Origin of the sequence: Vibrio aquaticus, from assembly GCF_003970385.1 — a bacterium.
Taxonomy (GTDB): Bacteria; Pseudomonadota; Gammaproteobacteria; order Enterobacterales; family Vibrionaceae; genus Vibrio; species Vibrio aquaticus.
Genome location: NZ_RXZH01000003.1, coordinates 310,908 through 337,775, shown reverse-complemented (window position 1 = coordinate 337,775; position 26,868 = coordinate 310,908). Strand labels below are relative to the sequence as shown.

General features: G+C 44.0%; 24 protein-coding genes. 13 read left to right on the top strand and 11 right to left on the bottom strand.

What is annotated here, in order from left to right; all coding sequences use genetic code 11:
• Positions 1–403: 403 nt before the first annotated feature.
• The 3 genes from gltX to EJ063_RS10510 all read right to left on the bottom strand — a co-directional run bounded on the left by gltX (position 404) and on the right by EJ063_RS10510 (position 3,762).
• The gene (gltX, locus tag EJ063_RS10520; protein WP_126574235.1) at positions 404–1,831 is read right to left on the bottom strand and encodes a glutamate--tRNA ligase; all 1,428 of its coding nucleotides are present in this window, start codon (positions 1,829–1,831) and stop codon (positions 404–406) included.
• 114 nt (positions 1,832–1,945) lie between these two features.
• A complete protein-coding gene (locus tag EJ063_RS10515) occupies positions 1,946–2,590 on the bottom strand; it encodes a DUF2057 family protein (protein ID WP_126574234.1) in 645 nt (214 codons plus the stop codon).
• Positions 2,591–2,658: 68 nt separating this feature from the next.
• Positions 2,659–3,762: a porin gene (locus EJ063_RS10510; protein WP_126574233.1), complete on the bottom strand. Its 1,104-nt coding sequence runs from the start codon at positions 3,760–3,762 to the stop codon at positions 2,659–2,661.
• Between the two features lie 487 nt (positions 3,763–4,249).
• On the opposite strand from EJ063_RS10510, the gene EJ063_RS10505 reads away from it, so the two are divergent.
• Entirely contained in the window at positions 4,250–6,922 is a 2,673-nt protein-coding gene (locus EJ063_RS10505; RefSeq protein ID WP_126574232.1) for a heavy metal translocating P-type ATPase, read from the top strand.
• Between the two features lie 8 nt (positions 6,923–6,930).
• A complete protein-coding gene (locus EJ063_RS10500; RefSeq protein WP_126574231.1) occupies positions 6,931–7,374 on the top strand; it encodes a DUF411 domain-containing protein in 444 nt (147 codons plus the stop codon).
• A gap of 79 nt (positions 7,375–7,453) precedes the next feature.
• Here EJ063_RS10500 and EJ063_RS10495 read toward each other — a convergent pair whose 3' ends face one another.
• From EJ063_RS10495 to htpG, 4 genes are all read right to left on the bottom strand, one after another.
• Positions 7,454–8,173 carry an oligogalacturonate-specific porin KdgM family protein gene (locus tag EJ063_RS10495; RefSeq protein WP_126574230.1) on the bottom strand — a complete coding sequence of 240 codons (720 nt, stop codon included), beginning with the start codon at positions 8,171–8,173 and terminating at the stop codon, positions 7,454–7,456.
• A 508-nt stretch (positions 8,174–8,681) separates the two neighbouring features.
• Positions 8,682–9,635 carry a ferrochelatase gene (gene hemH / locus EJ063_RS10490; protein ID WP_126574229.1) on the bottom strand — a complete coding sequence of 318 codons (954 nt, stop codon included), beginning with the start codon at positions 9,633–9,635 and terminating at the stop codon, positions 8,682–8,684.
• Between the two features lie 132 nt (positions 9,636–9,767).
• A complete protein-coding gene (gene adk, locus EJ063_RS10485; protein ID WP_126574228.1) occupies positions 9,768–10,412 on the bottom strand; it encodes an adenylate kinase in 645 nt (214 codons plus the stop codon).
• A 305-nt stretch (positions 10,413–10,717) separates the two neighbouring features.
• Positions 10,718–12,622: a molecular chaperone HtpG gene (gene htpG, locus EJ063_RS10480; protein WP_126574227.1), complete on the bottom strand. Its 1,905-nt coding sequence runs from the start codon at positions 12,620–12,622 to the stop codon at positions 10,718–10,720.
• Between the two features lie 263 nt (positions 12,623–12,885).
• Here htpG and EJ063_RS10475 point away from each other — a divergent pair, with 263 nt between their 5' ends.
• From EJ063_RS10475 to EJ063_RS10460, 4 genes are read left to right on the top strand one after another with little or no spacing between them, the layout of a single operon-like run.
• The gene (locus EJ063_RS10475) at positions 12,886–13,749 is read left to right on the top strand and encodes a winged helix-turn-helix domain-containing protein (protein WP_126574226.1); all 864 of its coding nucleotides are present in this window, start codon (positions 12,886–12,888) and stop codon (positions 13,747–13,749) included.
• Positions 13,750–13,760: 11 nt separating this feature from the next.
• The gene (locus tag EJ063_RS10470) at positions 13,761–14,285 is read left to right on the top strand and encodes a regulatory protein ToxS (protein ID WP_126574225.1); all 525 of its coding nucleotides are present in this window, start codon (positions 13,761–13,763) and stop codon (positions 14,283–14,285) included.
• Between the two features lie 44 nt (positions 14,286–14,329).
• On the top strand, positions 14,330–15,085 hold the full coding sequence (locus EJ063_RS10465; protein WP_126574270.1) for a sulfite exporter TauE/SafE family protein: 756 nt from the start codon (positions 14,330–14,332) through the stop codon (positions 15,083–15,085).
• Positions 15,086–15,093: 8 nt separating this feature from the next.
• A complete protein-coding gene (locus tag EJ063_RS10460; RefSeq protein ID WP_126574224.1) occupies positions 15,094–15,372 on the top strand; it encodes an Rdx family protein in 279 nt (92 codons plus the stop codon).
• Between the two features lie 28 nt (positions 15,373–15,400).
• Here EJ063_RS10460 and yfcE read toward each other — a convergent pair whose 3' ends face one another.
• A complete protein-coding gene (gene yfcE, locus EJ063_RS10455) occupies positions 15,401–15,949 on the bottom strand; it encodes a phosphodiesterase (protein WP_126574223.1) in 549 nt (182 codons plus the stop codon).
• A gap of 169 nt (positions 15,950–16,118) precedes the next feature.
• On the opposite strand from yfcE, the gene EJ063_RS10450 reads away from it, so the two are divergent.
• From EJ063_RS10450 to EJ063_RS10415, 7 genes are all read left to right on the top strand, one after another.
• Positions 16,119–17,033: a TIGR01777 family oxidoreductase gene (locus tag EJ063_RS10450; protein WP_126574222.1), complete on the top strand. Its 915-nt coding sequence runs from the start codon at positions 16,119–16,121 to the stop codon at positions 17,031–17,033.
• A gap of 44 nt (positions 17,034–17,077) precedes the next feature.
• On the top strand, positions 17,078–17,905 hold the full coding sequence (locus EJ063_RS10445; protein ID WP_126574221.1) for an SDR family oxidoreductase: 828 nt from the start codon (positions 17,078–17,080) through the stop codon (positions 17,903–17,905).
• A gap of 308 nt (positions 17,906–18,213) precedes the next feature.
• Positions 18,214–19,068 (top strand): co-chaperone YbbN, encoded by an 855-nt coding sequence (locus EJ063_RS10435; RefSeq protein ID WP_126574220.1) that lies wholly within the window; start codon positions 18,214–18,216, stop codon positions 19,066–19,068.
• A 151-nt stretch (positions 19,069–19,219) separates the two neighbouring features.
• A complete protein-coding gene (locus EJ063_RS10430; RefSeq protein WP_126574219.1) occupies positions 19,220–20,143 on the top strand; it encodes an SPFH domain-containing protein in 924 nt (307 codons plus the stop codon).
• Positions 20,144–20,152: 9 nt separating this feature from the next.
• Positions 20,153–20,620: an NfeD family protein gene (locus EJ063_RS10425; protein ID WP_126574218.1), complete on the top strand. Its 468-nt coding sequence runs from the start codon at positions 20,153–20,155 to the stop codon at positions 20,618–20,620.
• Positions 20,621–20,938: 318 nt separating this feature from the next.
• On the top strand, positions 20,939–21,124 hold the full coding sequence (locus tag EJ063_RS10420; protein ID WP_126574217.1) for a hypothetical protein: 186 nt from the start codon (positions 20,939–20,941) through the stop codon (positions 21,122–21,124).
• A gap of 114 nt (positions 21,125–21,238) precedes the next feature.
• Positions 21,239–21,904 carry a DUF2057 family protein gene (locus EJ063_RS10415; protein ID WP_126574216.1) on the top strand — a complete coding sequence of 222 codons (666 nt, stop codon included), beginning with the start codon at positions 21,239–21,241 and terminating at the stop codon, positions 21,902–21,904.
• Positions 21,905–22,027: 123 nt separating this feature from the next.
• Here EJ063_RS10415 and EJ063_RS10410 read toward each other — a convergent pair whose 3' ends face one another.
• From EJ063_RS10410 to zipA, 3 genes are all read right to left on the bottom strand, one after another.
• On the bottom strand, positions 22,028–23,149 hold the full coding sequence (locus EJ063_RS10410; protein WP_126574215.1) for a porin: 1,122 nt from the start codon (positions 23,147–23,149) through the stop codon (positions 22,028–22,030).
• Between the two features lie 494 nt (positions 23,150–23,643).
• A complete protein-coding gene (gene ligA, locus EJ063_RS10405) occupies positions 23,644–25,653 on the bottom strand; it encodes an NAD-dependent DNA ligase LigA (protein ID WP_126574214.1) in 2,010 nt (669 codons plus the stop codon).
• A 148-nt stretch (positions 25,654–25,801) separates the two neighbouring features.
• Positions 25,802–26,710: a cell division protein ZipA gene (gene zipA / locus EJ063_RS10400; RefSeq protein WP_126574213.1), complete on the bottom strand. Its 909-nt coding sequence runs from the start codon at positions 26,708–26,710 to the stop codon at positions 25,802–25,804.
• Positions 26,711–26,868: the final 158 nt, after the last annotated feature.

Here is a 26,868-nt window from a genome sequence, read left to right as displayed (position 1 = left end):
TTGCATGGAGACAGAGCACCCAACAATGGCACATTCCGAATGTGAGCTTTCTGTCCTAGCCGTTACATTTTGTTACGCTCTGTAACTGACGGAGGGCACTATAAACAATTTGATTCGAGATGAAAGGGCAAAAATGTCAGCGTCTGGTTAGCATAAAATCAGGGTAATTTCAGAGAGCTTTCTGATCGCTTACTCAGTAAGGGCTGTAAGATGTTGGAAGTTTTTCTGAACCATATCAATTAATTAGTGTCTGGGTAGGAGAATCTCGAAAAATTGACACTCTTTTGTAGGACCTTTCTCACCTTGTCTAGATTGAGAACTTCGTCAATAAATAGACATAAAAAAACCGCAGCGGGTGCTGCGGTTTAAAATGTAAGCGATAAGCTTAATAACTCACCAAAGATTATGCGTTTGCTTCACGCTCTTCGATAAATGCGATAGCCATCTTAATGCGAGCAACCACGCGCTCTTTACCAATAAGTTCCATCACTGCGTCAACAGACGGAGACTGACCACCACCTGTTACTGCAACGCGTAATGGCATACCGATTTTGCCCATGCCGATTTCTAGCTCTTCACAAACGGCAGCAATCACACCTTCTTTGATGTTTGCTGTTGTCCACGCTTCTAGCGCTTCTGCTTTTGCAAGAGCAAGCTCTAGTGGGCCTTTAGCAACGCCACGTAGGTGCTTCTTCGCCGCGCCAGCTTCAAACTCAGCGAAGTCTTCGTAGAAGTAACGGATTTGCTCAGCCAGTTCTACTAGCGTGTTACAACGCTCGCCTACAAGCTTAATCACTTCAGTGATCGCTGGGCCGTTTTCAATGTTTAGATTTTGGTTGTCTAGGTGCCACTGTAGGTACTCCGCTACGTATTCAGGAGCAGATGTCTTGATGTAGTGGTTGTTCAACCAAAGTAGTTTCTCAGTGTTAAATGCTGACGCTGACTTAGAAACAGCATCTAGAGAGAACAGGTTGATCATCTCTTCTTGAGAGAAGATCTCTTGATCACCATGAGACCAACCAAGACGCACTAGGTAGTTGTTTAGTGCATTTGGTAGGTAACCTTCATCGCGGTACTGCATGACTGATACTGCACCGTGACGCTTAGACAGTTTTGCACCGTCATCACCTAGGATCATTGCACAGTGAGCAAAAGTAGGTACTGGCGCACCTAACGCTTCGTAAATATTGATTTGACGAGGCGTGTTGTTGATGTGGTCTTCACCACGCACAACGTGTGTAATGCCCATGTCCCAGTCATCAACCACAACCACAAAGTTGTACGTTGGTGCACCATCAGTACGACGGATGATTAGGTCATCTAGTTGGCTGTTAGCGATTTCGATACGACCACGGATTTGGTCATCAAATACAACGCTGCCTTCTTTCGGGTTACGGAAACGGATAACAAACGCATCACCTTCTTTCGCTTCTGCATTTGCAGCAACAATTTTCGGGTGGTTTGCATCGTAACGAGGCATCTCTTTTGCTGCTTCTTGCTCTGCACGGATTTCGTCTAGAAGCTCTTTAGAAGCGTAACATTTGTATGCTTTGTCTTCTGCAAGTAGCTTATCAACCATCTCGTTGTAGCGATCAAAGCGCTTAGACTGGAAGTAAGGACCTTCATTCCACTCTAGGCCCATCCACTGCATACCTTCTAGGATCGCATCAACCGCTTCCTGAGAGTTACGTTCTAGATCCGTATCTTCAATACGTAGAACAAATTCGCCGCCTTGGTTTTTCGCGAAAAGCCAAGAGTAAAGTGCAGTACGCGCACCACCAACGTGAAGGTAGCCAGTAGGGCTAGGAGCAAAACGAGTTTTAACCGTCATGTAAAATACCTTGATTGTCTAAATGACCACACCAAGCCAAACGGCATGGTGCCAAAATTGCGCGTTATTTTAGCACCGATACGTAATTCTACAATCCATCATCAACAATCTTTGTTAATCGTTGATATGTTTTACTGCCCAGGAGATAAACTCTTGACGTTGGGCTGGCGTCATCTCCAGAAACCCATGTTGGATGTTGTCAAAACTCGGAGCGATTTTCCCCTGATTTTCTATCGATGAATTAGCGATCACATTAGAAGAAACTTTTTGCGGTTGGCTCGCAATATTGATCGCAGCTATACCACCAGCAAGGTTATACCCATGCAGCATTTCATCGTAATCTTTAATAAGAGCAAAGGTTTGATCGAAGATAATATCGCTTTCAACTGAGATGCTCTTACCACCACTGGTCACTTTTATCTGAGGCTCTGCTTTGAAACGCTTAACTGCTCGCTCATCACGAATCGGAAATGGCGTTTCAAACTTTAATGTTTCGTCATTACCTTCAAACTTCACCACCATCGGCAGTGAATTAAATTTTTGCTTACCACCATTGCCATCAACCATTGCAGTTACACGAACCAGCATTTGATTGACGCCATTTTCAATTTTCAAATCCCCTTTCGCTTGCTTAGGCACAGAGTTAATCACTTGGTTAACCGCCAGTATTTCCACTCGGTTATCCGTTTGAATGGTGACTTTGGCGTGTGCCATGGTGCTTAGTAGACCAAGGGCAATTAGGGTTAATGCTTTTTTCATTATTATTCTCACTCATCAGAAACGGAAAAAGGCGGACACTGGGGTCCGCCAAGGTTTTAGTTATTTAATTAGAATGTCCACTCTGTACCAAAGCGAATCATTAGGTCACCGTCACCATCATTTGCATGCTCAGCTACACGCACGAATGTGTAAACAGAGTTGAATGAGTAACCTAGTTCACTTGTGATTGTTGTGTAATCTAGACCTGAATCTGTCTTACCATCCGTTTCACCTGTCTGAGAAGCGTAACCTAGACGGATATTTGCGTTACCAAAGAAGTAGTTCGCTTGAATCGAGTAAGCATCAATTGAACGCTCTTTGTACGCATTATCAGCACCTGTACCTAGCGTTGTCGCCGTATAAGAGCCTGATTTGTACGCACCAGCAATGTTGAAGTTGTCTACAGGTGCGATTTGGAAGCCAGCGAAGTATGCGTCTGTGTCACCAACTGAAGCGTCGTAGCCCGCGATACCAGGTACCGTATCACCTGGTGGTACTGGGTTATTGGTATCGAATGCGTGGTCTTTACCATCATCAAATGTGTTGCCTTCACCGATCTCAAATGCTGCGTGTAGCGTTAGCATATCTACTGGAACAACAGACACCGAACCGCCGTAGAATTTAGAATCGTCAGAGTTGTCTGTGCCGTTACCTGCCGATAGGCTGAACTTCACTGTTTCAGCAAACATTGGAGAGTCATAACGCACTTGTTGGCTCTTACGGTCAAACTGGAAGCGCTCACCACTGCGCCATCCGCGGTCAAATGTTGTACCCATGTTAGATGCAGAGTACGGCCAGTCGACCAATTCATACATTGGAGTCAGCATACGACCAAAACGTACTTGACCCCAGTCGTCACCACGAACACCGACGAATGTGTCACGGTTACCTAAGTCAGCACCGTTATCTAGCACCCAACCAGACTCGACTTGAGCAAAGGCTGTCACACTATCAGTCATTGCTTTTGCAGCGCGGAAACCTACACGAGTTTCGTTTTCTAATGCAAACGATTGGTTTTCTGCGCCGTAATCCACAGCAGAAATCGAAACCACACCGTACACTTCAACGTTGGCATCGTTTGGATCGCCAATCATGTAAGCGTTTGCAGTACCTGCGGCCAAGGTAGCTGCTGTAATCGCTGCGCCAAGTAGTGTCTTTTTGAAATGAGACATAAGATTAACCCCTATTTATTTAGAATTTTATTTTCCTTGTCCCCTACTCATCTCACTAAGCGCTTGATTTCGCAGGGGGACTATTTATGGACAGGGGCATCTTGGCAAACTTTTTTCGCGCCAAGAAATCAGAGAAAAAAATGTCTGATCATCTTCAAAATCAAAAAACAACAATTTATATAAAACAATTAATATCAATTACTTAAGACAGAAACTCCACACTGCAAATTCGTCAATTTAGTTTTTTAAACGTTACTAGAGCTTAATTCCGTTCAAATCTGTTATTCAGATCACCGTGATTTTTTATTGATTTACGGAACTTTAGAAATAAGAAAAAATAACTTTGAAATGACTCGCACTAAAATCGACCATTTCTATTTACCAAAACGCTATTTTGACGTTTTTAATTTCCTCACCGAATGCTTGACCTTACCCTTGAGGTAAGGTTTATGCTCCTCTTTAGTCGATTCTTTTTAGGGCAAATTTAATGGCTGAGTTGAATATTCCTCTTACAGGGCTCAACTGTATGGGGTGTGCGAGAAAAGTAGAGCGAAAACTGAACGCTGATTTGGACGTTTCTATACTGGAGCTGTCACCAACTCATATGTCATTAGTCACTGATGCTCCGTTTACGGCAATTGACCACAGCGTTCGTGAACTTGGTTATCAGGCAGGCTTTGAATATCAACTCCATTTAAGCGGCCTAAACTGCGGCAAGTGTGTGGAAAAACTCGAAACCGCCCTAAAGCAAGACGAAAATATTGGCCACTTCACTGCGACGAAAACTCACCTCACTATTACAACGTTACACTCGCTAGAGAGCATCCAATCATTAATCGAAACTCTTGGATTTGATTCATCGATAGACGAACCGACTCCTCAAGCTAAAGAGATCATATCGACGTCACCTAAGGTTACCGATAGCAGCCAATCATTCTCGACTCACCTACTGATCAAAGGCATGACGTGTGCGAGTTGTGTCGCTTCAGTAGAAAAAGCTTTGCTCTCTGTGACAGAAGTGACCAACGCTCGCATCAACCTTGCAGAACAAAGCGCCGCTGTCTTTACCACCAAAGAATCCAAAACTATCGAGTCAGCCCTACTCTCTGCGATATTGAAAGTGGGCTATGAAGGGCAGATTATTGATGATGTCGAATCTCAGCAGCTCAAACAGGCGGAACTGTTAGCACAAACTCAAAAATTACATAAACGCAGTGCTTGGTATGGGCTAGCAATTGGCGCACCTTTAATGCTTTGGGGTGTACTGGGCGGCAACATGATGATAAGAAACCCAACCGACCAACTCGCTTGGGGCATCATTGGCATTATCTGTTTTTGGCTACTGGCAACCGCCGGACGCTCATTCTTCGTCAATGCATGGCAAGCACTTACTCACAAAAGAGCAACCATGGATACGCTGGTCTCATTAGGTGTCGGCGCTGCTTGGCTTTTCTCAATGTTAGTGGTCACTTTCCCTGAATGGTTTCCGATCCAATCTAGACACGTCTACTTCGAAGCCAGCGCGATGATCGTCGGCCTGATTTCTCTTGGTCACTATATTGAAGCAAAAGCGAAGGCTAAAACTACCCAGTCTCTTCAGGCACTCATTGGCTTACAACCTCAAACCGCAAACTTAATCACGGATGAGGGGGAATCTGTCATCGCCATCAGTGCGATTCAGTTAGGTATGGTATTAAGAGTCAAACCCGGAGAAAAGCTTCCTGTTGATGGTGTTGTGCTCTCAGGGCAGTCCTATGTAGATGAATCGATGCTAACTGGCGAACCGATGCCGATAAGTAAAAGTGAGGATGAGCCTGTATCTGCCGGCACGATCAATCAAGATGGCTCCTTAACCATCAAAGCAACAGGGATCGGCAGTAATACCATGCTGTCTAGAATTGTTTCAATGGTTCGCCAAGCTCAAAGCAGTAAACCTGCGATCGCAAAACTGGCCGATCAGGTCTCGGCTATTTTTGTCCCTATCGTAGTCACTATCGCCATCGTCTCAGCAGCAGTTTGGTATTTCGTCGGCCCTCAGCCAAGTGCGAGCTATATGTTAGTCGTTGCAACAACAGTGCTGATCATTGCTTGCCCTTGTGCGCTCGGTTTAGCGACGCCTCTTTCTGTCACCGTCGGTGTCGGTAAAGCAGCTGAAATGGGGATCTTAATTCGCGATGCCGATGTCCTCCAGTCTGCCAGTAAAGTGGACACGGTCGTGTTTGACAAAACAGGTACACTGACTGAAGGTAAACCAAGCGTACAAGCCATTTATTCAACGACTAACCAGCCTGAACATTTGCTCGTTCTAAGTGCTTCTGTTGAACAACACTCTGAGCACCCGCTGGCAAAAGCCATTGTGTCAAAAGCAATGGAGTCTGAACTGGAACTATTGGAAGTCGAACAGTTTGAAAATCAGCGAGGCCAAGGCGTACTAGCAAGACATAACGATACACAGATATCTATTGTGTCGCTTAACCATGCCCAGAGCCAACAATGGGATCTTTCAGCGGTTACTAACGAGGTCGACAGCTATTTAGCCAAAGCTTGGACACCTGTTATCATAAGAGTCGGCGATGATGTCATTGGCACCCTAGCGATATCTGATCCAATCAAGCCAGATGCAATCAAAGCGATTCGGGCATTGGATAAAATGGGGATTACGTCTGTCATGCTCACTGGCGATAACGAGATTGTTGCTACTTCCATCGCAAACCAGCTAGGGATTAACCAAATCATTGCCCAAGTATCACCTGATGAGAAAGCGCAACATATCGCGCATTTACAGCAACAGGGTAAACGTGTCGCAATGGTAGGTGATGGTGTCAATGATGCGCCAGCATTAGCCTTGGCCGATATTGGCATCGCGATGGGAAGTGGCAGTGATGTTGCGATTGAGAGTGCACAAATGACACTTCTGAACGCCTCTCCCCTTTCAGTCATTCGAGCAATCGAGTTATCAAAAGCCACCGTCCGAAATATGAAACAGAACCTGTTTGGCGCCTTTATCTATAACTCGTTAGGCATTCCAGTCGCTGCTGGCGTGCTCTATCCCGCTTTTGGCTTTTTGCTGAGTCCTGTTGTAGCAGGAGCGGCAATGGCCCTTTCTTCAATCACAGTCGTTAGTAACGCTAACCGTCTGAGACTATTTAAAACTTCGTAGAGGTTACTATGAATAAAAAAACATTGGCGATTGCCGCTTCATTGTTCGTTACCGGCAACGCTTTAGCCGCAGATGTCATTAATCACAAATCTCCTTACTGTGGTTGCTGCACCGAGTGGACAAAACACATGCAAGATGCAGGGTTTACCGTTGAAGAAAAACTTCATGAAGACATGAATCCTATTAAACAAAAACTAGGCGTAACACCCGAGCTTGCGTCTTGTCATACCGCTGAAATCAATGGCTATGTGTTCGAAGGGCATATTCCAGCCGATGACATCAAAGCTTTTCTAGACAACCCACCACGTAACGCCAAGGGCCTTGCGGTACCAGGTATGCCAATGGGCTCTCCAGGTATGGAGTATGGTGACAAGAAAGATGAATACGTGGTGTACGCGTATAACGAGAAAGGCCAAGTCTTTAGTTACCGTCATTACCAGGGTAATCAATAACGATTAAACGATATTGACTGATGAAAAAAAGCCCAGCATCTGCTGGGCTTTGTGTTATTAGGACAGTAATAAGGGTGTTTTAGAAACCGTAAGAAGCACCGAATACGAATGCATTGTTTTGCTTACTTGAACCATCTGCGTAGTCTGCGCCGTTCGCTTGGCTACGGAACTCAAAGTATGGCTGAACACCTTTACGAGTCCATGTTGCACGTAGCTCGTGATCCATAGTGTCTTGCTTCTTCATGTCACCCGCTAGGTTGTACTGAGATTCATTGCCTGCGATAACATAAACGTTGTTGTAGCTTAGTGAGATATCTTCGTTAACAACGTAACCAATACGGTTATCAAAACGGATGTCGTTATCTAGGCCGCTGTCTTCGTTGATGTGAACACGAGTACGGTTGCTCAAAGATAAGCCGTTATCGAAGTTGTAACCAATTTTCACTAATGGACGGTACTGAGCTGTCTCACCATCAACTAAAAGGTGTTGGTAACCTGCTGCAACCCATAAGTTATCAGTCACGTTGTAAGCTTGCTCACCACCAATCGTAACGCCAATTGAGTTGTTTACTCCATCAACTACTGGGTCACCAAGAGAAATACCATCAAACTCTGTGTAAACCGTCAGGCCACCGATAGAGTTATCGAAAGTATGACCTGCTTCTAGTGTTGAAGTTGCGCTGTTACCATGAAGGTCATCATCGTGGAACTGCACGTTACCTGTTACGTATGAAGAACCTGCGAAAGCAGTTGAAGCGAAAGCAAGAGAAAGTGCGCTAAGAGTAAATAGTTTTTTCATTAGAATCTGCCTTAAAGTATCAAAAGTAGCCGCGGTTCTTATCTGGTAATTCATCACCTTTGACCGCAAAGAAGGTTCGCCTCCCTGGCTTGCTTTTCATACTGACTGAATTAATTTACAAGCGAAAATAAATCAAAATTTTGTGCGACCGACTTCACTATGAAAAAGAATCAGGTTATTTTCCAAATTAAATTCAACAACTTACAAAAACATCAAAAACTAAAAATCATTATCTAGAGATGCAGATCACACTTAATCATCCACCTTTATTTTTTATCGTTACCCCCGTCACGCCGCTTTTATCTTTTGCTTAATTTTCGATAATAATAATTCGATCTCGATCACTTATTTATTGAGACAATCAATACCACTATTAGCGCTTTAATATTGAAACTAACGTAACGCGGCATCAATAGTAACGTTAGACTCGATGGCGCAACCGCTCAGACAATAAAAAAGGCCACCGATTTTTCGGCAGCCTTTCGTCTTTCAATCCATATACCTGAACTTACTTCAGCAGCTCCACCATCATATCGATGTGCAAGTCGTCATCATTTAAACAAGGAATGTAAGTGAAGCTCTCTCCACCATGCTCGGTGAAAATCTCACAACATTCTTCTGACAGCTCTTCTAACGTCTCCAAACAATCGGACGAAAAAGCAGGTGCCATAATGTCGAGTTTTTTAATTCCCTTGCTTGGCAGAACTTCTAACGTCTTATCGGTGTAGGGTTGTAACCACTCTTCTCGACCAAAACGAGATTGGTATGTCATGCCAATTTGATCAGGCGTTAAACCCAACTCTTTGCCAAGTAACTCTGTGGTACGTTCGCAATGCTGCGGGTAAATATCACCATTATCTGCATAGCGCTTGGGAATACCATGGTAAGAACAGAGTAAGTATTCGCCTTTTCCCTTCTCCTGCCATGAGCGTTTGACACTTTCGGCGAGTGCTTTGATATAAATGGGATGGTCATGGTAATCGCGGATAAACTGGAAACCTGGCGTCACTGGAACTTTTTTGAACGCTTTCGTTAAGCCATCAAAAACAGCGGCGGTCGTTGTCCCTGAATATTGGGGATATAGAGGTAACACAAGCACTTCTTCAACACCTTGCGATAGCAACGCTTCAACGCCCGATTGCAAACTAGGGTTTCCGTAAGTCATGCCTAGTTCTACGGGAATAGTCAGTTTCTCTCTCAGCTTTTCTGCTTGCTTTTTGGAGTACACCATCAGCGGCGAGCCCTCATCCATCCACACTGACTGATAGAGTTTGGCTACTTTAGGCGCTCGAATTGGCAGTATTACGCCATGTAAGATCGGGCACCAAAGCCAACGAGTCATATCAACCACACGCTGATCATGAAGAAACTGGCTTAAAAAGCGTTTAACTGCAGGAGCGGTTGCTTCATCAGGCGTGCCTAAGTTAACCAATAGCACACCCTGTTTTTTATTATTTTGCATAGATTCCCGTCGATACTGAAATGGCTCTTTACGTAGGTGCTCTCGTTTCAGATCAAAACCAAAGCATAAAAAAAGCGACCTACTTGAGGTCGCTTTCACTATATCAAATTTTCAAAAATCGCTGGTAGCAATTTATGCTAGTGCTTTCTCGATATCTGCACTTACTTCAGTAACTTGCTTAGTACCATCAAATTTAAGGTACTTAGTGTTACCTGCTTCAGCTTCTTTACCGTAGTAAGAGATAAGCGGTGCAGTTTGATCATGGTAAACACCTAGACGTGCACGTACCGTTTCTTCTTTATCGTCATCACGAACAACGAGCTCTTCGCCTGTTACGTCATCTTGACCTTCAACCTTAGGTGGGTTGTAAACAACGTGGTAAGTACGACCAGAAGGTAGGTGAGCACGACGGCCTGCCATACGCTCAACGATCACATCGTCAGCTACGTCAAATTCGATAACGTAATCTACGTCTACGCCCATCTCTTTTAGACCATCAGCCTGTGGGATAGTGCGTGGGAAGCCATCTAGTAGGAAACCTTTTTCGCAGTCATCTTGAGCAATGCGCTCTTTGATTAGACCAAGGATGATTTCATCAGAAACTAGCTGACCAGCGTCGATAACAGCTTTAGCTTGTTTGCCAAGTTCTGTACCTGCTTTGATAGCAGCACGTAGCATGTCACCAGTAGAGATCTGCGGAACACCGTATTTTTCCATGATGAAATTAGCTTGTGTGCCTTTACCTGCACCTGGAGCACCTAGAAGAATGATGCGCATGTTGAATCCTCTTAAGATAATGATGATTTATACCGAAGCTCACAATGATGGATTAAGCCATCGCTCACGGTAAGTTTCGGTATAACTGTTCTAGAACTAACAATAAAACAGGCGTGCACATTACACGCCTGTTCGTTTGGTTTCAAGATTGCATTCTATCATACAAATTGAGACCAAGGCGCGATTTACGACTAAAGAATGCTTAAACACTCACACTCTCTATTGAATATCGCGATTTTATTCACGATGACCGCAAATAAATCAAAAAGCCCGCAAAATGCGAGCTTTTTGAGGTAATTGAGCTATTAGCCCTTAGTCAAAAGCGTATTAATAGCGCCTAAGAATTGTGATGGATCTTCCATCGAGCCACGCTCTGCTAGCATTGCCTGACCAAGCAGCACTTCAACCCAACGACCGAACGCTTGTTCATCCGCTTCATCAGCCATTTGCTTAACCAATGCATGCTCTGGGTTGATTTCGAAGATGTATTTCACTTCCGGAGCCGCTTGGCCTGCTGCTTCAAGAAGCTTCGCCATTTGCGTGCCCATTTCGAAATCGTCCGTCACAACAACGGCTGGAGTCGAAGCAAGCTTGAACGTTGTGCGAACTTCTTTCACACGATCACCTAAATACTCTTTAGTGCGTTCAACAACAGACTTAAACTCTTCTTCCGTCTCTTTCTGTTTCTCTTTTTCTGCTTCGTCTTCGAACTTGCTCAGGTCTAAACCCGCTTTGGTGATTGACTGGAACTGCTTACCATCAAACTCCTTTAGGTAGTTCATTACGTACTCATCAATGCGATCGTACATAAGAACAACCTCAATACCTTTCGCTTTAAATTGCTCTAGGTGTGGGCTGTTTTTCGCTGCTGCGTAGCTGTCTGCTGTTAGATAGTAGATCTTGTCTTGACCTTCTTTCATACGCTCAACATATGACGCTAGGCCAACAGTTTGATCCACAGACTCTACCTCTGTAGAAGCAAAGCGTAGAAGACCAGCGATCTTCTCTTTATTGCTCATGTCTTCGGCAGGGCCTTCTTTCATGACTAGGCCAAACTGCTTCCAGAATGATTGGTATTTCTCTTCATCATTCTTCGCCATGCGCTCTAGCATTGTTAGAACACGCTTCGTACATGCGCTGCGTAGAGACTGAGTCACTTTGTTGTCTTGAAGAATTTCACGAGAAACATTCAGCGGAAGATCGTTTGAATCTATTAGGCCGCGAACAAAACGCAAGTATGACGGCATAAACTGCTCAGCGTCATCCATGATGAATACACGTTGTACGTAAAGCTTCAGACCCGATTTATGATCGCGGTTCATCATATCCCAAGGTGCTTGAGATGGGATATAAAGCAGGCTTGTGTAGTCGTTTTTGCCTTCTACACGGTTGTGGCTCCACACTAGTGGATCAGCGAAGTCATGCGATACGTGCTTGTAGAACTCTTGGTACTCTTCTTCCGTAATGTCAGACTTGTTACGCGTCCAAAGTGCTTGAGCTTTGTTGATTTGCTCCCACTTTTTAGTGCCCGTTTCTTTGCCTTCTTCATCACGCTCTGCAGTTTGAATAGAAACTGGAATACCGATGTGGTCAGAATACTTGCTGATCACTTCGCGCAGACGCCACTCATTTAGGAATTCTTTACCTTCTTCACGCATATGAAGAACGATGTCAGTACCGCGAGACTCTTTGGTAATGTCTTCAATTGTGTACTCGCCTTCACCTGCTGAGTGCCATTGAACGCCTTGCTCTGCCGCTTGACCCGCAGCACGTGTGCGAACCGTCACCGCGTCTGCTACGATAAACGCAGAGTAGAAACCAACGCCAAATTGACCAATCAGTTGAGAATCTTTTGATTGATCTTCAGAAAGTTTAGAGAAAAACTCCGCCGTACCTGATTTAGCAATGGTACCTAGGTGCTCGATCACATCGTCACGGCTCATACCGATACCGTTGTCAGAGATCGTTAATGTATTTGCCGCTTCATCAAAAGAAAGCTTTACACCTAAGTCCGCATCACCTTGGTAAAGGTCTGAGTTAGATAGTGCCTGAAAACGCAGTTTATCTGATGCGTCAGAAGCGTTAGAAATAAGCTCACGTAGGAAGATCTCTTTGTTTGAGTAAAGAGAATGAATCATTAGGTGAAGCAATTGTTTTACTTCAGACTGAAAGCCGCGAGTTTCTTTGTTCTGTGTTGCAGTTTCGCTCATGATAACTCCATAAGTTCTATACTTATCAAGCCAATACATTCATAGTGACAATGTTTAATTGGCCTAAATCTATCAATTAACATGAGGGTGACAAATGTAAATTCAAGGTCAAGAATCATAAAAACAGTGTTTTTTTGGTTTTATTTTGACTATCCTTGCATCTCTAAAAAATCAAAAAACCTAAACTAGACCGTGTAGCTAGTCATTGCTGATACTGCAAACGTTCAGCCTTCTGAAACCTTTACAAAAAATGGCCGTGGTTAATGAGTAATATAGGCACTAAGTTCAATCTTGCGAACAGATTCACTTTTGATCCGAATACGAACTCTCTTATCGACAAAGAGTGCGATAGCGAGCTGATTCGTTTAGGCAGCAACGAAAGCCGAATTCTGCTTTTGCTGTGTGAAAAACCGAGCGAAGTGGTGTCTCGTAATGAACTTCACGACTTTGTTTGGCGCAAACAAGGCTTCGAAGTGGATGATTCAAGTCTGACACAAGCCATCTCTACCCTGCGTAAACTTCTCAAAGACTCAACCAAGTCACCGATGTTCGTAAAAACAGTGCCAAAACGAGGCTATCAGTTGATTTGTACCGTTGAGCGCACTACACCTCTAATGAGTGGCGAAGGTGATGAAATCAGCGAAAACGACAACCTGACTATCGAAGACGTTGCAGAAGAAACGAACACTGTAGAAGAGCAATCGAACATTGTGACTGAATCAGAGCAGAATCCAGTCGTCGAAGCCCCTACTACTGCCACACCTGCACGTACAACAGTGCTTAGCAAAATACTGATTACTCTCGCGCTCTTCCTACCATTGTGCGTTGTCCTATTTACGAATCCAGCAGAATCTAAGTTCCGTGAGATTGCCGTTTTTGACAACACCCCAGTCAAGACCCCGATCAATCACCCTGAACTGACCGCTTGGCATCCATCTATCGAGCAATGTGTGAAGAAGTACAAAGAAACACATGCCGATGAGCTGGCACCGATCGAAGTGATTGCGACAGGTGGGCAAAACAATCAGTTAGTGCTCAACTACATCCACTCTTTGGATCACTCTGGAGAGAACATCACTTTACGTATTTTTGCTGAACAGAAAGACTTAGCGAAAGTCTGCCAATAGGAATGTTGAACATGAATCAAAAACTCGCCGTAGGCTTACTTGCTATCTCTGCCCTTTTCAGTGCGTGGCTTTATTGGGGCAGCGACCTCAAAGTTGAGCAAGTGCTCACATCCCATGAATGGCAATCAAAGATGGTGACGGTTATCACCAAGCCAATGCAGGAAGAATCTGTTGGTCCACTGCGTAAAGCCGACATTACGTCTAACGTTAAGTACCTACCAAACAACACCTACATCCGCGTAGCGACCGTTCGCCTGTTTGCAGACGATGCCGATCAAGAAGAAAACGACGTAGTCATCAATATTTCAGAAACGGGTGATTGGGACATCAGTGATAACTACTTACTTGTGTCACCACGAGAGTTCAAAGATATTTCTTCAGCTCAGAGCAAAGAATTTACACCTGAGCAGTTAGAACTAATTACTCAACTGTTCAAAATGGATGCTCAACAAAGCCGCCGTATTGACATCGTCAATGCTAAAACGCTGTTACTGACTAGCTTAAGTCACGGTTCTACGGTACTTTTTAGTAACTAAATTCATAAAGGGGCATGATGCCCCTTTTCTCTTCTTATGTGTCTATGGATTGGATGAACACGCTTGGCCTTTTTGTTGGGTCACTGATTGCAAATACCCTTGCCTCCCTTTCTGGTGGCGGTGCCGGATTGCTGCAATTTCCTCTGCTGATTTTCTTTGGCTTACCTTTCTCTGTGGCATTGGCAACACACAAGATTGCCAGTGTTGCGCTTGGATTAGGCGCTGCTTACGCACACATCAAGAACAAAAGCTTCGATTTTAAGGTTGCGCTATACCTTGTCTTAGTCGGTAGCATAGGCGTCATCATTGGCGCCAATATTGTGTTGCTGATACCGGAAGCGATAGCAGAAAAAATGCTTGGCGCGATGATTCTAGGACTGGGGGTTTACTCCAGACTCAAAAAGCAACTCGGCCAACAAGAAACCCCAACCCATCGCACCACCCTCGGTTGGGTTCTCGGTGGGTTCGGTTTAATGTTGATTGGTATTATCAATGGTTCACTCACCGCAGGGTCTGGCTTGCTGGTCACGTTATTCTTAGTGCGTTGGTTTGGCTACAGCTACAAACAAGCCGTCGCTTTGACGATGTTCTGTGTAGGTCTATTCTGGAATGGCCTCGGGGGAATCGCTGTCGCACAAGCTGGCGCACCTATCTACTGGTCATGGTTGCCGGTATTACTACTCGGTTCATTTTTAGGCGGCAGCTTAGGGGCTTATCTATCTACCCGCTTCAGCAACAGCATCATTAAAATATGCTTTGAGATCCTAACGGTGGCTGTGGGGCTCAAACTACTCTTTTAGGGATTAAAATGGTTAAAGCAAAAATCGATATTTATTATTGTCGACAGTGCAATTGGATGCTTCGTTCTACTTGGCTATCTCAAGAACTACTACATACCTTTAGCGAAGAAATTGAGAGCGTTTCTTTACACCCAGACACTGGCGGGCGATTCGAAATTCACTGCAATGGCCAGCTAATTTGGGAACGTAAACGAGACGGAGGATTCCCTGAAGCGAAAGTGCTCAAGCAACGTGTCAGAGACATCATCGATCCAGAACGAGATTTAGGACACTCAGACAGCAAATAAACAAAAGGCAGCCATCGCTGCCTTTTCTCTATGCGATTAACGTCTTCGCTAATATCTCACCGTCAAACGTCACCACACTCAAATGGTTGTCTTCTAGTAAGCCATAACTTGCAGCAAAGCCGTTACGCGGGAAGGTAATCGAGCCAGGGTTGAAGATATACTGACCATCATTAAGCTCAGCGACAGGAATATGAGTGTGACCATGGGCGATCAGATCCCCTTCTCTCAACGGTGGGCGCTTACTTGCATTATAGAGATGCCCATGTGTCAGAAACAGACGCTGACCCGATGGTAACATGACCCACGCATAGTCCATCATCATCGGGAATGAGAGCAGCATTTGATCAACTTCACTGTCGCAATTACCTCGCACCGCAATGATTTGATCAGCGTACTGGTTGAGTAACTCCGCTACCGCTGGAGGATTATAGCCTTGAGGCACAGGGTTACGAGGGCCGTGATTCAACACATCCCCCAAAATGACCAGAGTTTCGGCTCCTGACTTTTGATATTCAGCTAGCACTTTTTCGGTTGCAGGCAAAGAGCCATGCAGATCAGAGGCAAAAAACAGTTTCACGACATCATCTCCTCAGAATTAATAAGGGGATTTTACCCATTCAACCTCGATTAGTCATCCTGGATAAGACTGCTGATCCGTTTTATCTCTAAGTCGCTATAATTAGTAACAATAGTTAGTTATGGTTTAGATACCACCAGCTAAATCGAAAGAATTGGAAAGGAATCAGATGAAGGTATTACTCACTGGCGGAACAGGTTTTATAGGAAGCGAGTTACTTAAGTATCTAACAACCCATGAAGTCGTACTTCTAACGCGAACACCGAGCAAAGCAAAAGAAAAACTCAGTCACACTGACATGGGTAACGTTCGTTATATCTCCTCCCTTGATGATTATCATCATCTCAATGACTTTGATGCGGTGATCAATTTAGCTGGTGAGCCGATTGCCGATAAGCGTTGGACAAAGAAGCAAAAGAAACATATTTGCGAGAGTCGTTGGACGCTAACCGAGAAGTTAGTTTCTCTCATTCATGCCAGTACCACGCCACCAAGTGTGTTTATCAGTGGTTCTGCTGTTGGCTATTATGGCGATCAACAAGAACACCCATTCGATGAAACATTGCACGTTTCGGATCACGGCTTTACTCACAACGTATGTGCAAAGTGGGAGCAAATAGCCTGCCGCGCTCGTTCTGAAATGACTCGGGTTTGCCTACTGAGAACCGGGGTTGTTCTTGCGCCACAAGGCGGTGCCCTTAGCAAAATGTTACCGCCCTATAGATTAGGCCTAGGCGGTCCAATAGGACATGGTCGTCAATTTATGCCTTGGATTCACATGCTAGATATGGTGCGCGGAATTACTTACCTTTTAGAAACGCCTCACGCTCATGGCGAATTTAACCTGTGTGCCCCGCACCCAGTGACAAACAAACTCTTTAGTCAAACCTTAGCCAAAACGCTGAAAAGACCTCACTTACTACGTACGCCGAAATGGGCCCTGTCGTTGGCAATGGGTGAAAGTTCAGTCTTGCTGTTTGATAGCATACGAGCAAAACCTAAGAAACTGACAGAGTTAGGCTTCCATTTCAGCTATTCCCGTATCGAGCCTGCACTAAAAAACCTATTACAACATCATGACTAATCCAGTAACCTATTGAGAACGATGGGTTACTTGGTCTATTTAGGATGAAAAAATCAATTCTCATAACAGGATGCTCAACAGGCATTGGTTATGTCTGCGCTCACGCTCTGCATAAACGAGGTTATCAAGTCATTGCCTCTTGCCGAAAGCCGCAAGATGTCGAACGGCTTCGCAGCGAAGGGCTTACATCGATCCTTCTTGATCTCGCCGATCCGACTAGCATCAGCCACGGTGTCAAAGAAGCCCTAGAAATAACCAATGGAAGATTAGATGCGCTATTCAACAATGGAGCGTATGGTCAGCCTGGCGCTTTAGAAGATTTGCCTACAGACGGCTTAAGAGAACAATTTGAATCCAATTTCTTTGGTTGGCATCAACTTGTTTGTGAGGTTTTGCCTGTCATGCGCAAGCAAGGCTCTGGTCGCATTGTCCAAAATAGCTCGGTGCTCGGATTCGCTGCGATGAAATATCGCGGGGCTTACAATGCCTCTAAATTTGCGATTGAGGGTTGGACAGACACTTTACGCCTCGAGCTCATGGACAGCGACATAAGAATCAGCTTGATTGAGCCAGGCCCGATAGAAACGCAGTTTCGTGCCAATGCCTTACTGGCTTTCAATCGCTGGATCACTATCGAAGGCAGTGCACACGAAGAACAATATCGACAGCAAATGGCGCGCCTAAATAGCAGCACATCCAACAATGCCTTTGTACTGCCTGCGGAGTCCTGTATCGCTCCACTCATTCATGCACTCGAGTCAGCCAAACCCAAAATTCGCTACCGAATTACGACACCAACTAAAGTATTCGCGGTGTTAAAACGTCTACTGCCCACTCGTTTACTGGATAAGATTTTGAGGCAAGCCGCTTAATTTTGATGAATACGTGTAATTTTTTCGTAACATTAAGACGCTATTTTAATACTCAGGGTTCACCCTAACTAAGATTATATCAGCGCTACATTCGGGATAATTATATGTCGTTAAACCAGTTGAACTGGCTGAGTATCGGTGTTGTGCTAACTTTGTTTATAGTAATGTAGACACCTTCGCTTGCCCTTTTGGGAACAATACACCGCCTTCTATTGGCGGTGTTTTTGTATAATTCAGAGACTTACCTTGAACTCTGAACCGTCAGCCCATATCTTTGCTATATCACCTCTGTTGCAAGGACTCCTTACATGCAATCTCCATTTATTGTTGAGCTAAACGAACAAAATTTCCGCCAAGTACTTGAAGGCTCGATGCAAACGCCCGTTCTTATTCACTTTTGGGCTCCAATGAGTCAAGAGAGTGCACAAGTAATTCCTGATCTTCAAATGCTCGCGCAGCAGTATAACGGGGCATTCACACTCGCTTTGCTTAACTGCGAACAAGAACAAGCAATCGCCAGTCAGTTTGGTGTACAAGCATTGCCTACCATTGCTTTGTTTATCAATGGTCAAGCAGTGGATGGCATGGGTGGTCCGCAAAATATTGAAGCAATCAAAGAGATGCTCACTAAACACCTACCAAGCCAAGATGAACTTATTCTCAAGCAAGTGGGTGAACTGATTCAGGCCGGCCAACACGCACAAGCTTTGCCATTGCTTGAAAGCCTAGGTGACGAAGTGAAACAAAAAGGCGATGTGAAACTTGCCTTAGCGGATTGTTACTTAGAAGCGCAGAATTACGACCAAGCAAAAGCCATCTTGGAACATATTCCACTTGAGTATCAAGATAACTTCTACAAGGGGCTTATCGCAAAATTGGAGCTACATGCTCAAGCCGCCAACAGCCCTGAAATTCAATCGTTAAAAACTTCACTAGAGCAAGATGCAGATAACCTTGAACTGACCAACAAACTTGCGCTCGCGTATCACCAAGTCAATAGAGATGAAGAAGCACTTGAACTGCTTTGGAATCACTTGCGCAGTGACCTGAATGCATTGGATGGCGAAATTAAGAAGTCCTTTATGGATATCTTAGCCGCACTTGGGCAAGGGAATCCGGTTGCTGGTAAATATCGTCGCCAACTCTACTCAATTCTCTATTAGAGCTAATTAGTTCTTTCTAAATCATAAAGTTAAGGTCAGTTTATCCGGCCTTTATTCTGCCTAAAATTTGCCAAGGTTCTCATTTATGCCATTGTTTCAATTGAGCAATTAAGCAACAATTACTCAACTATTCTCATAAGGAACTGCAAATATGGCTATTGATTCATTGATTACAATTGGTGTTTTTCTCATAGTTGCCATCGCTCTGCTCATTGCGGGCGTCAAGACTGTCCCACAAGGTAATAACTGGACTGTAGAGCGATTTGGCCGCTATACCCTAACCTTAAAGCCCGGCCTCAACCTGATAATTCCTTTCATTGATGGCATTGGTCATAAGATCAATATGATGGAGCGCGTCCTCGATATTCCCGCGCAAGAGGTCATCTCTAAAGACAATGCGAATGTCACTATCGATGCCGTTTGTTTTGTACAAGTCATTAATGCACCAAAAGCAGCGTACGAGGTCAACGACCTTGAACATGCGATTCGCAACCTTACCCTCACCAATATTCGTACTGTGTTAGGTTCAATGGAGCTCGATGAGATGCTTAGCCAGCGCGATATGATCAACACAAAGCTGCTTTCAATCGTTGATGAAGCGACAAACCCATGGGGCGTAAAGGTTACACGTATAGAAATTAAAGATGTTCAGCCACCTGCAGATCTAACCGCAGCAATGAACGCTCAGATGAAAGCCGAGCGTAATAAACGTGCAGAAGTCCTTGAAGCAGAAGGGGTACGACAAGCTGAGATCCTTAGAGCAGAAGGTCATAAACAATCTGAGATTTTAAAAGCCGAAGGTGATAAGCAAGCCGCTATACTTCAAGCTGAAGCCCGTGAACGCGCCGCCGAAGCAGAAGCGAAAGCCACGACTATGGTATCTGAAGCGATTTCAAAAGGTGATATGCAGGCAGTTAACTATTTTATTGCCCAAGGCTACACAGATGCGCTGAAAACAATTGGCCAGGCTGAAAATGGTAAGATTATTATGTTACCGCTAGAAGCATCTGGACTGATGGGATCGGTAGCAGGAATCGCAGAGATGTTTAAGCATTCAAAGGACAGCGAAAAATAGAGGTGCAGTTTGATTGAACTATTAGACGGTATAAATTATTGGCATTGGCTAGCATTCGGTCTAGCGTTGCTAGCGGTTGAACTGTTGGGTACTGCAGGCTACTTTCTTTGGTTAGGACTATCAGCGCTGATCGTTGGTGCGCTACTCACGTTTATCCCGATGAGTTGGCAACTACAGTGGGTCTCATTTGGTGTATTTTCCCTCGTAACAACATGGCTATGGTGGAGAAAACAGTTCAAGCGAGACAAGCGAAGCGATGCAAACCGAGATCTCAACCAAAAGCACAAACAGCTTCTTGGGCAAACGGTACGTCTAGAGCAAGATTTCCTCGCTGGAAAAGGACGAATTAAGCTTGGTGATAGTACATGGACTGCCAAGTCCGAAGTCGATTTAGAGGCGAATACATTGGTTGAAGTCACTTCAGTTGATGGAATTATCCTTACTATTAACAAAAAATTTGAGGATAATCCTAAGTAAGTCCTTCAATAAAGGTGAGGCTTCATAGCCTCGCCCTCCTAACAATTAACAATTTCAAATAGTTATCTAGAAATTGCAAAAAAAATAAGTCTGCGTTTAAATGCCTCAAAAGCCACATTACTTGACATACAAGCCTATCCAACAAAAATATTAATCCATTCATTTCATATGTTTATTATTTTCTTCTCAACAAAAAGTGAGCGTTATTAATTAGTGTGAATTTATTAGGGTCACTTTTTTTTTGATCTTTATGGTTCATCGAACATACTAAATATAACTCTTTTGCGAGTTACTTCACATTAAATAACGGAGCTTATTATGAAAAACCTGCTGATCGTATGTTCATTAACCCTTGCATTTGCAGTGCCTATGAGCGTAAGCGCAAACAACACTCAGTATGGCAATGTTGTGGGAAATCACGTTCAATGCATTCTTCCTGACGGTACTTCTGTTTTCGTCCCTCAACTTTATTGCGATATAAATAAAGGAAAAAAACAATACTGAAAACATTGCCGTCTCTATTAAACAGTTATCGATCAAATATATTATGCAAATAACAAAACTTGCACACTTGTTATTGTATAATTGACCTCTGATTTATTTAGGGACGGCCAAATCATGTTAAAAAAAATAACCCTTTCCACTCTTTCTTTTCTTTCTTTAAGCGCTCATGCATCTGTTGACATTTCAATTCCAAAGCACATAAACGTTTTAGCTGTAAACGAGTCAACGAATATTAGCAAATACTTGGAGTCAAATACCCTATCTTTACCTGACGGGAAAAGTCAGTTTGTATTTGATATCAGAAAAACATTTAAACCAGGATCAAGCCAAGCTACGTTTTACCAATCAGTCCCTGTTATCATCACACTAGAAGGTCATAATGCTAGTGCGAAATTAACAACACCTGAAATTTCGTCTGAATATGCAGCTCAAGAGTTTGATCAACTCCAAGCAAAAGATAAATTTAGCTTAAGCTCTGTAAATGGAATTGACTCAATTGAGTCCGATAATTTATCTAAAGGCTGGCTTTCTTTAACAGAAAACTTTGCGGACGCTAGCCGAATGTATAATAAAGACAACAATATTACGCTTGGCGTAATAGGTGCTACGGCAGTAACTCTACCTGCTACTGTTATAGACAAACCCATTGTATCAGTAGATACCGTAGAAGCAGTATCACCTAGTACAAGTAATTTGAAATTAACTCAAGATTCCTTCAAGAAACTGTCTAAGACAGAAAAACAAAATTTCCTTTCTTGGGCTGTATCCAATATTGATTAGAATATAGTCAAACGTCAAAAGGGTCTCAATTGAGACCCTTTTCTATTTCTATCGTTCAAACAGAACAAGAAAAGGGAAGCTATCGCTTCCCTTTTCAAACTTTAGTAATAGGTTAACTAAATTTTAGAAACCGTATTCTAGACCTACACGTGCGAATGGAGTTGAGTCACCATCGTCTTTAGTGTAAGAACCTACACGTAGGTAAGGTACAAAGCCGTTCTTAACATACATTAGCTGACCTGAAATTACTTGGTCAGAAGTGTTCTCTTGCTTAGCACCGTCTACTTCGTAATCAGTGTTAGCCGCGTAGCCCACTTTGAAGCCCCATGGACCTGCCCAGTATTGACCGATGATAGAGTAAGAACCTTGATCAGATTTAGCGCCACCTTGAACTTCACTTTCACCAGCTTTATAAGCTGCTGCTAGGCCAAAACCACCAGGAAGAGATGCTTCAAAGCCAATCAAGTAACCCATGGTGTCAACCATTTCTGCACCTGCTGCGTTAGTTGATTTGTAGTTATCACCTTCAGCTACAGCTACTTCGTCAACATCTTTACAACCTGCTGAGTCAGCACAGATTTCCCAAGCTGCATCAACAGCATCTTTCTTCTTACGGTTCTGCTCTGTTTCGAAAGCAGCATGGAAAGTGATCATATCACCCGCTTTCATCGTCGCCTTAGCACCGTAGAAGTAGTTGTTATCTACTGACGTGTCACCCATACCTGTAGAAAGGCTGTAGTTAAAGTTACCAAGTTGAGCTGAATCGTAACGTAGTTGGTTGCCGTGACGGTCGCGGTGGTAAGCAACGTCAGCAGCCCATGCTGAATCCCATACTCGGCCTAGACCAGGGTTAGAGTATGGCCAGTCAACTAGTTCATACATTGGAGTCAACATACGACCGGCACGAAGAGTACCCCAATCGCCACGAAGACCTAGGAATGTGTCACGGTTACCTAATGTTGCACCAGTACCATCTGTACCAACCCAACCAGACTCAATTTGCATAAAGACGTTAACATTGTCTACAAAGTCTTTGTCTGCACGGAAACCAATTCGAGATTCATTGTCCCACTGGTAACCTTTCTGATCTTTCTCAGTGTATGCACTGATCGCTGCAACACCATACGCTTGTACGTTGAAGTCTGAGATAATACCTACTTGAGAAGACTCAGTGTTAGCAAAAGCACTTGTTGAAGCAATCGCCACTGCTGCACCTAAAAGCGTACGTTTAAACATTTTGTCCATGGAATAAACTCCTAAAAATGGATATAGCTGTCTTATTATTTTCTCGCCTTAAGTTGGCCGCCGAAGGGAGAAATCATTTCCTATGTTGAAAATCAAAGTTCATCGTGAATTGAGATTTTCTATTTCCTGCATACACCCCGTGTATCCATACTTTTCAGACTAACTTCGCGCAGAAAAACATCAACCAGAACTTAATTTCTATATAAAAAAATATGACCCGCCACAAACTTTTATAAACAGAGTGATCATGATCTCCTTTTGAAAGTGAACTTTCCAAAAAATCATAAAAAACCTTTAAAAACAGCAATTTAAAAAATAAAAAAACATAAACCACCTTGAAGTGGCTCGCATTTCTTTCTTTAAAGCAGGTTCAATAATAGTGAATTAGATACTAGTCACAGATCAGAAAGGTTCAATATGGGGGGATTATTGAGACATTATTTTGGTCAAAAAAAAACCACCATAATGGTGGTTTTTTCAAACTGAATTTGACCTTACATAAGTTCGATAAGGTCTTGCTCAGTACGAATTTCAATACCCAGTTCTTGGGCTTTCGCGAGTTTCGAACCCGCATTTTCCCCGGCGAATAGGATGTCAGTTTTTTTAGAGACACTGCCTGTGACTTTCGCACCTAAGTTTTGTAGGGCCGCTTTTGCATCGCTTCGGGTCAATTGAGACAATGAGCCAGTCAGTACAACCGTTTTCCCTTCTAAAGGCTGAGGCGCACTTGCATCTTTTTCTTGAATTTCAGCCCAGTGAATACCCTGCTCGATAAGCTCATCAATCACTGTTTGGTTTTTCTCTTGCGCGAAGAAAGCGGTAATGTGACTCGCAACGATCTCACCAATGTCTTGCACTTCCACCAGCTGGTCATGGGTTGCCGCTTTAACTGACTCTAGGGTTTTAAAGTGTTGTGCTAAATTTGCTGCTGTTGCTTCACCCACTTCGCGAATACCCAGTGAGTACAAAAAGCGAGGAAGTGTCGTTTCCTTAGCCTTACTAAGGGCATCAACAACGTTTTGTGCCGACTTAGGCCCCATTCGGTCAAGGACAGTAATGATACCGGCAGAAAGTTTGAAGAGATCAGCGGGTGTTTCTACCATCTCACGATCAACAAGCTGTTCAATCACCTTTTCACCCAGGCCATCAACGTCAAGAGCTTTACGAGAGACAAAGTGTTTTAGAGCTTCTTTACGTTGAGCTTGGCAGACTAATCCACCGGTACAACGAGCCACCGCTTCACCCTCAACTCTTTCGACTTGAGAGCTACAAACAGGGCATTGAGACGGGAACACGATAAGTTGTGCGGATTCTGGACGCCGATCGGTTACAACCGAAACGATTTGTGGAATAACGTCACCAGCGCGGCGAATCACAACCGTATCACCAATCATCACACTTAAACGTTCAATTTCATCTGCGTTATGAAGCGTTGCATTGCTGACAGTCACACCACCAACGAACACAGGCTCTAGCTTAGCCACAGGGGTGATCGCACCTGTTCGTCCGACTTGGAACTCAACGTCGTTAAGCAGAGTAATCTCTTCCTGAGCAGGAAACTTATACGCGATAGCCCAACGAGGCGCTCGAGCGACAAAGCCAAGCAGCTCTTGAAGAGCGATATCATCCACTTTAATCACTACGCCATCAATCTCGTAAGCTAATGACTCTCGGCGCTCTAAAATATCCTGATAGTAGTCTTTTACTTCATTGAGGTTAGAAACTCGCTTTGTCTCGGGACACATTGGTAGGCCCCAAGCTTTGAGCTGCAAGAAACGCTCATAATGACTATCAGAAAGCGTTGCGCCTTCAACGACCCCCACGCTGTAGGCGTAGAAACTCAATGGTCGAGTCGCGGTAATACGAGAATCTAGCTGGCGCAAGCTACCTGCAGCCGCATTTCGAGGGTTCACGAAAACCTTTTCGCCTTTTTTCAGAGCGATCTCATTAAGCTTGTCAAAACCCGCTTTTGGCATGAATACTTCACCGCGTACTTCAATACGCTGTGGCCAACCTTCACCTTGTAGCTTTAGTGGGATCGCTTTGATGGTACGAACGTTCTCTGTGATGTTTTCACCTGTAGCGCCATCACCACGGGTAGCCGCTTGCACTAAGATGCCGTTTTCGTAGAGCAAACTTACCGCTAAACCATCAAGTTTTGGTTCACAACAGAACACATCAAACTGAGCGGTTGGAATACGATCGCCCATACGTTTATGAAAGCTTGCGAGCTCAGAGTCATCAAAGGCATTGTCGAGTGACAGCATTGGGATCTCATGCGCTACAGATTCAAAGCCATCAAGAGGCATACCGCCGACCCTTTGGCTAGGAGAGTCAATCGACATCAACTCAGGATGACTCGATTCAATCTCCATCAACTCTCGCATCAAGCGATCGTACTCTGAATCAGGTATTTCTGGGTTATCTTCAACGTAGTATTTAGCGCCATGATAATGGAGCGTTTCACGCAATTGATTAAGCTTCTCTTGAATCTCTGTAGACATAGCTCACTCTATTTTATCTATCTGCATCGAGGGGAAACCTTAGCGCCCTCATTGAATGTTTGGGAGTATGAACATCCCTTTGGTTCTTCGCAACCGATCGTCAACGAAAAAAGGCTCCACGAGGGAGCCTTAACATCACTATTTTTATCTATGCTTGCTGAGAGGCTTTAAACTGTTGGATTTGAGCTCGGTAGCGATCAAGTCGATTCGGCGTCATTAAATTGCGCGCATCGTCAAGAACGTTCGCTCCGAGGTCATCTGCAATTTGTTGAGCCGTTTTCAGCATGAGCTTGAAATTTTGCTCGGCATCGCCAAAACATGGCATGGTCATAAAGAATGAAATGCCTTTCGTCGTGAACTCTGCAGGGTCATCATGTTTTAACGTACCCGGCTGCATCATATTGGCAACACTGAAGAGCACCTTACCCGTTCCCGACAAATCAGCATGACGATGGAATATGTCCATCTCACCGTAAATCAACCCATTTTGCTGCATGCTATCAAACAGTTTTGTGCCGACAAACGGATCGTCACCTGCACAATGCACATTAAGAACAATCACTTCAAGTGGTGCTTCTTCTTGTGGTTCAGGCTCTTTATCAGCGATCGGTTCTTCAATCACTGTTTCAATGATAGGCTCAGACTCAACGAGAGGTTCAGGTTTCTCTTCAACTTCATCAAGCGGTTTGCTAGAGAAAGAAGGAATATCGAGATCAACGTCTTCTTTGCTCAACTCAACGTCGGGCTCTTTACGTATTGGTTCAGGCGCAGGCTCTGTGTCAGGGAGAGTATCGATAAGAGGATCAGCCATAATGTCGTTACTCTCGACGAATCCGGGCTCTTTGCGTTCTTTTTTAATGACCTCAAAGTCATCTTCCGGCCCAAATGCTCTTTCAGGTGCTACGTCTGAGTCATCATTCTCGACATTCAACTTACCAAGTGGTTTATTACCAAACTTGGCCTTCCCTTCTTTTTTACTTGTCCATAATCCGTGGAACAATAGAGCGGCAATCGCTAATGCTCCGACAATTATCAGTACAAATCGCAGTTCCTGCATTTTTAGCTCTCATTTGCACGATACAAGCCGAGTTATCTGACCTATATCGAATCTGTTTAAACCATACTGTGAGTTACTCTACCAAAACTCTCCCCTGTTTTAGAACAACTTAATGTTAGAAGTTCCCTTAATGTTGTGATTTTGAACACGCTTTTTTC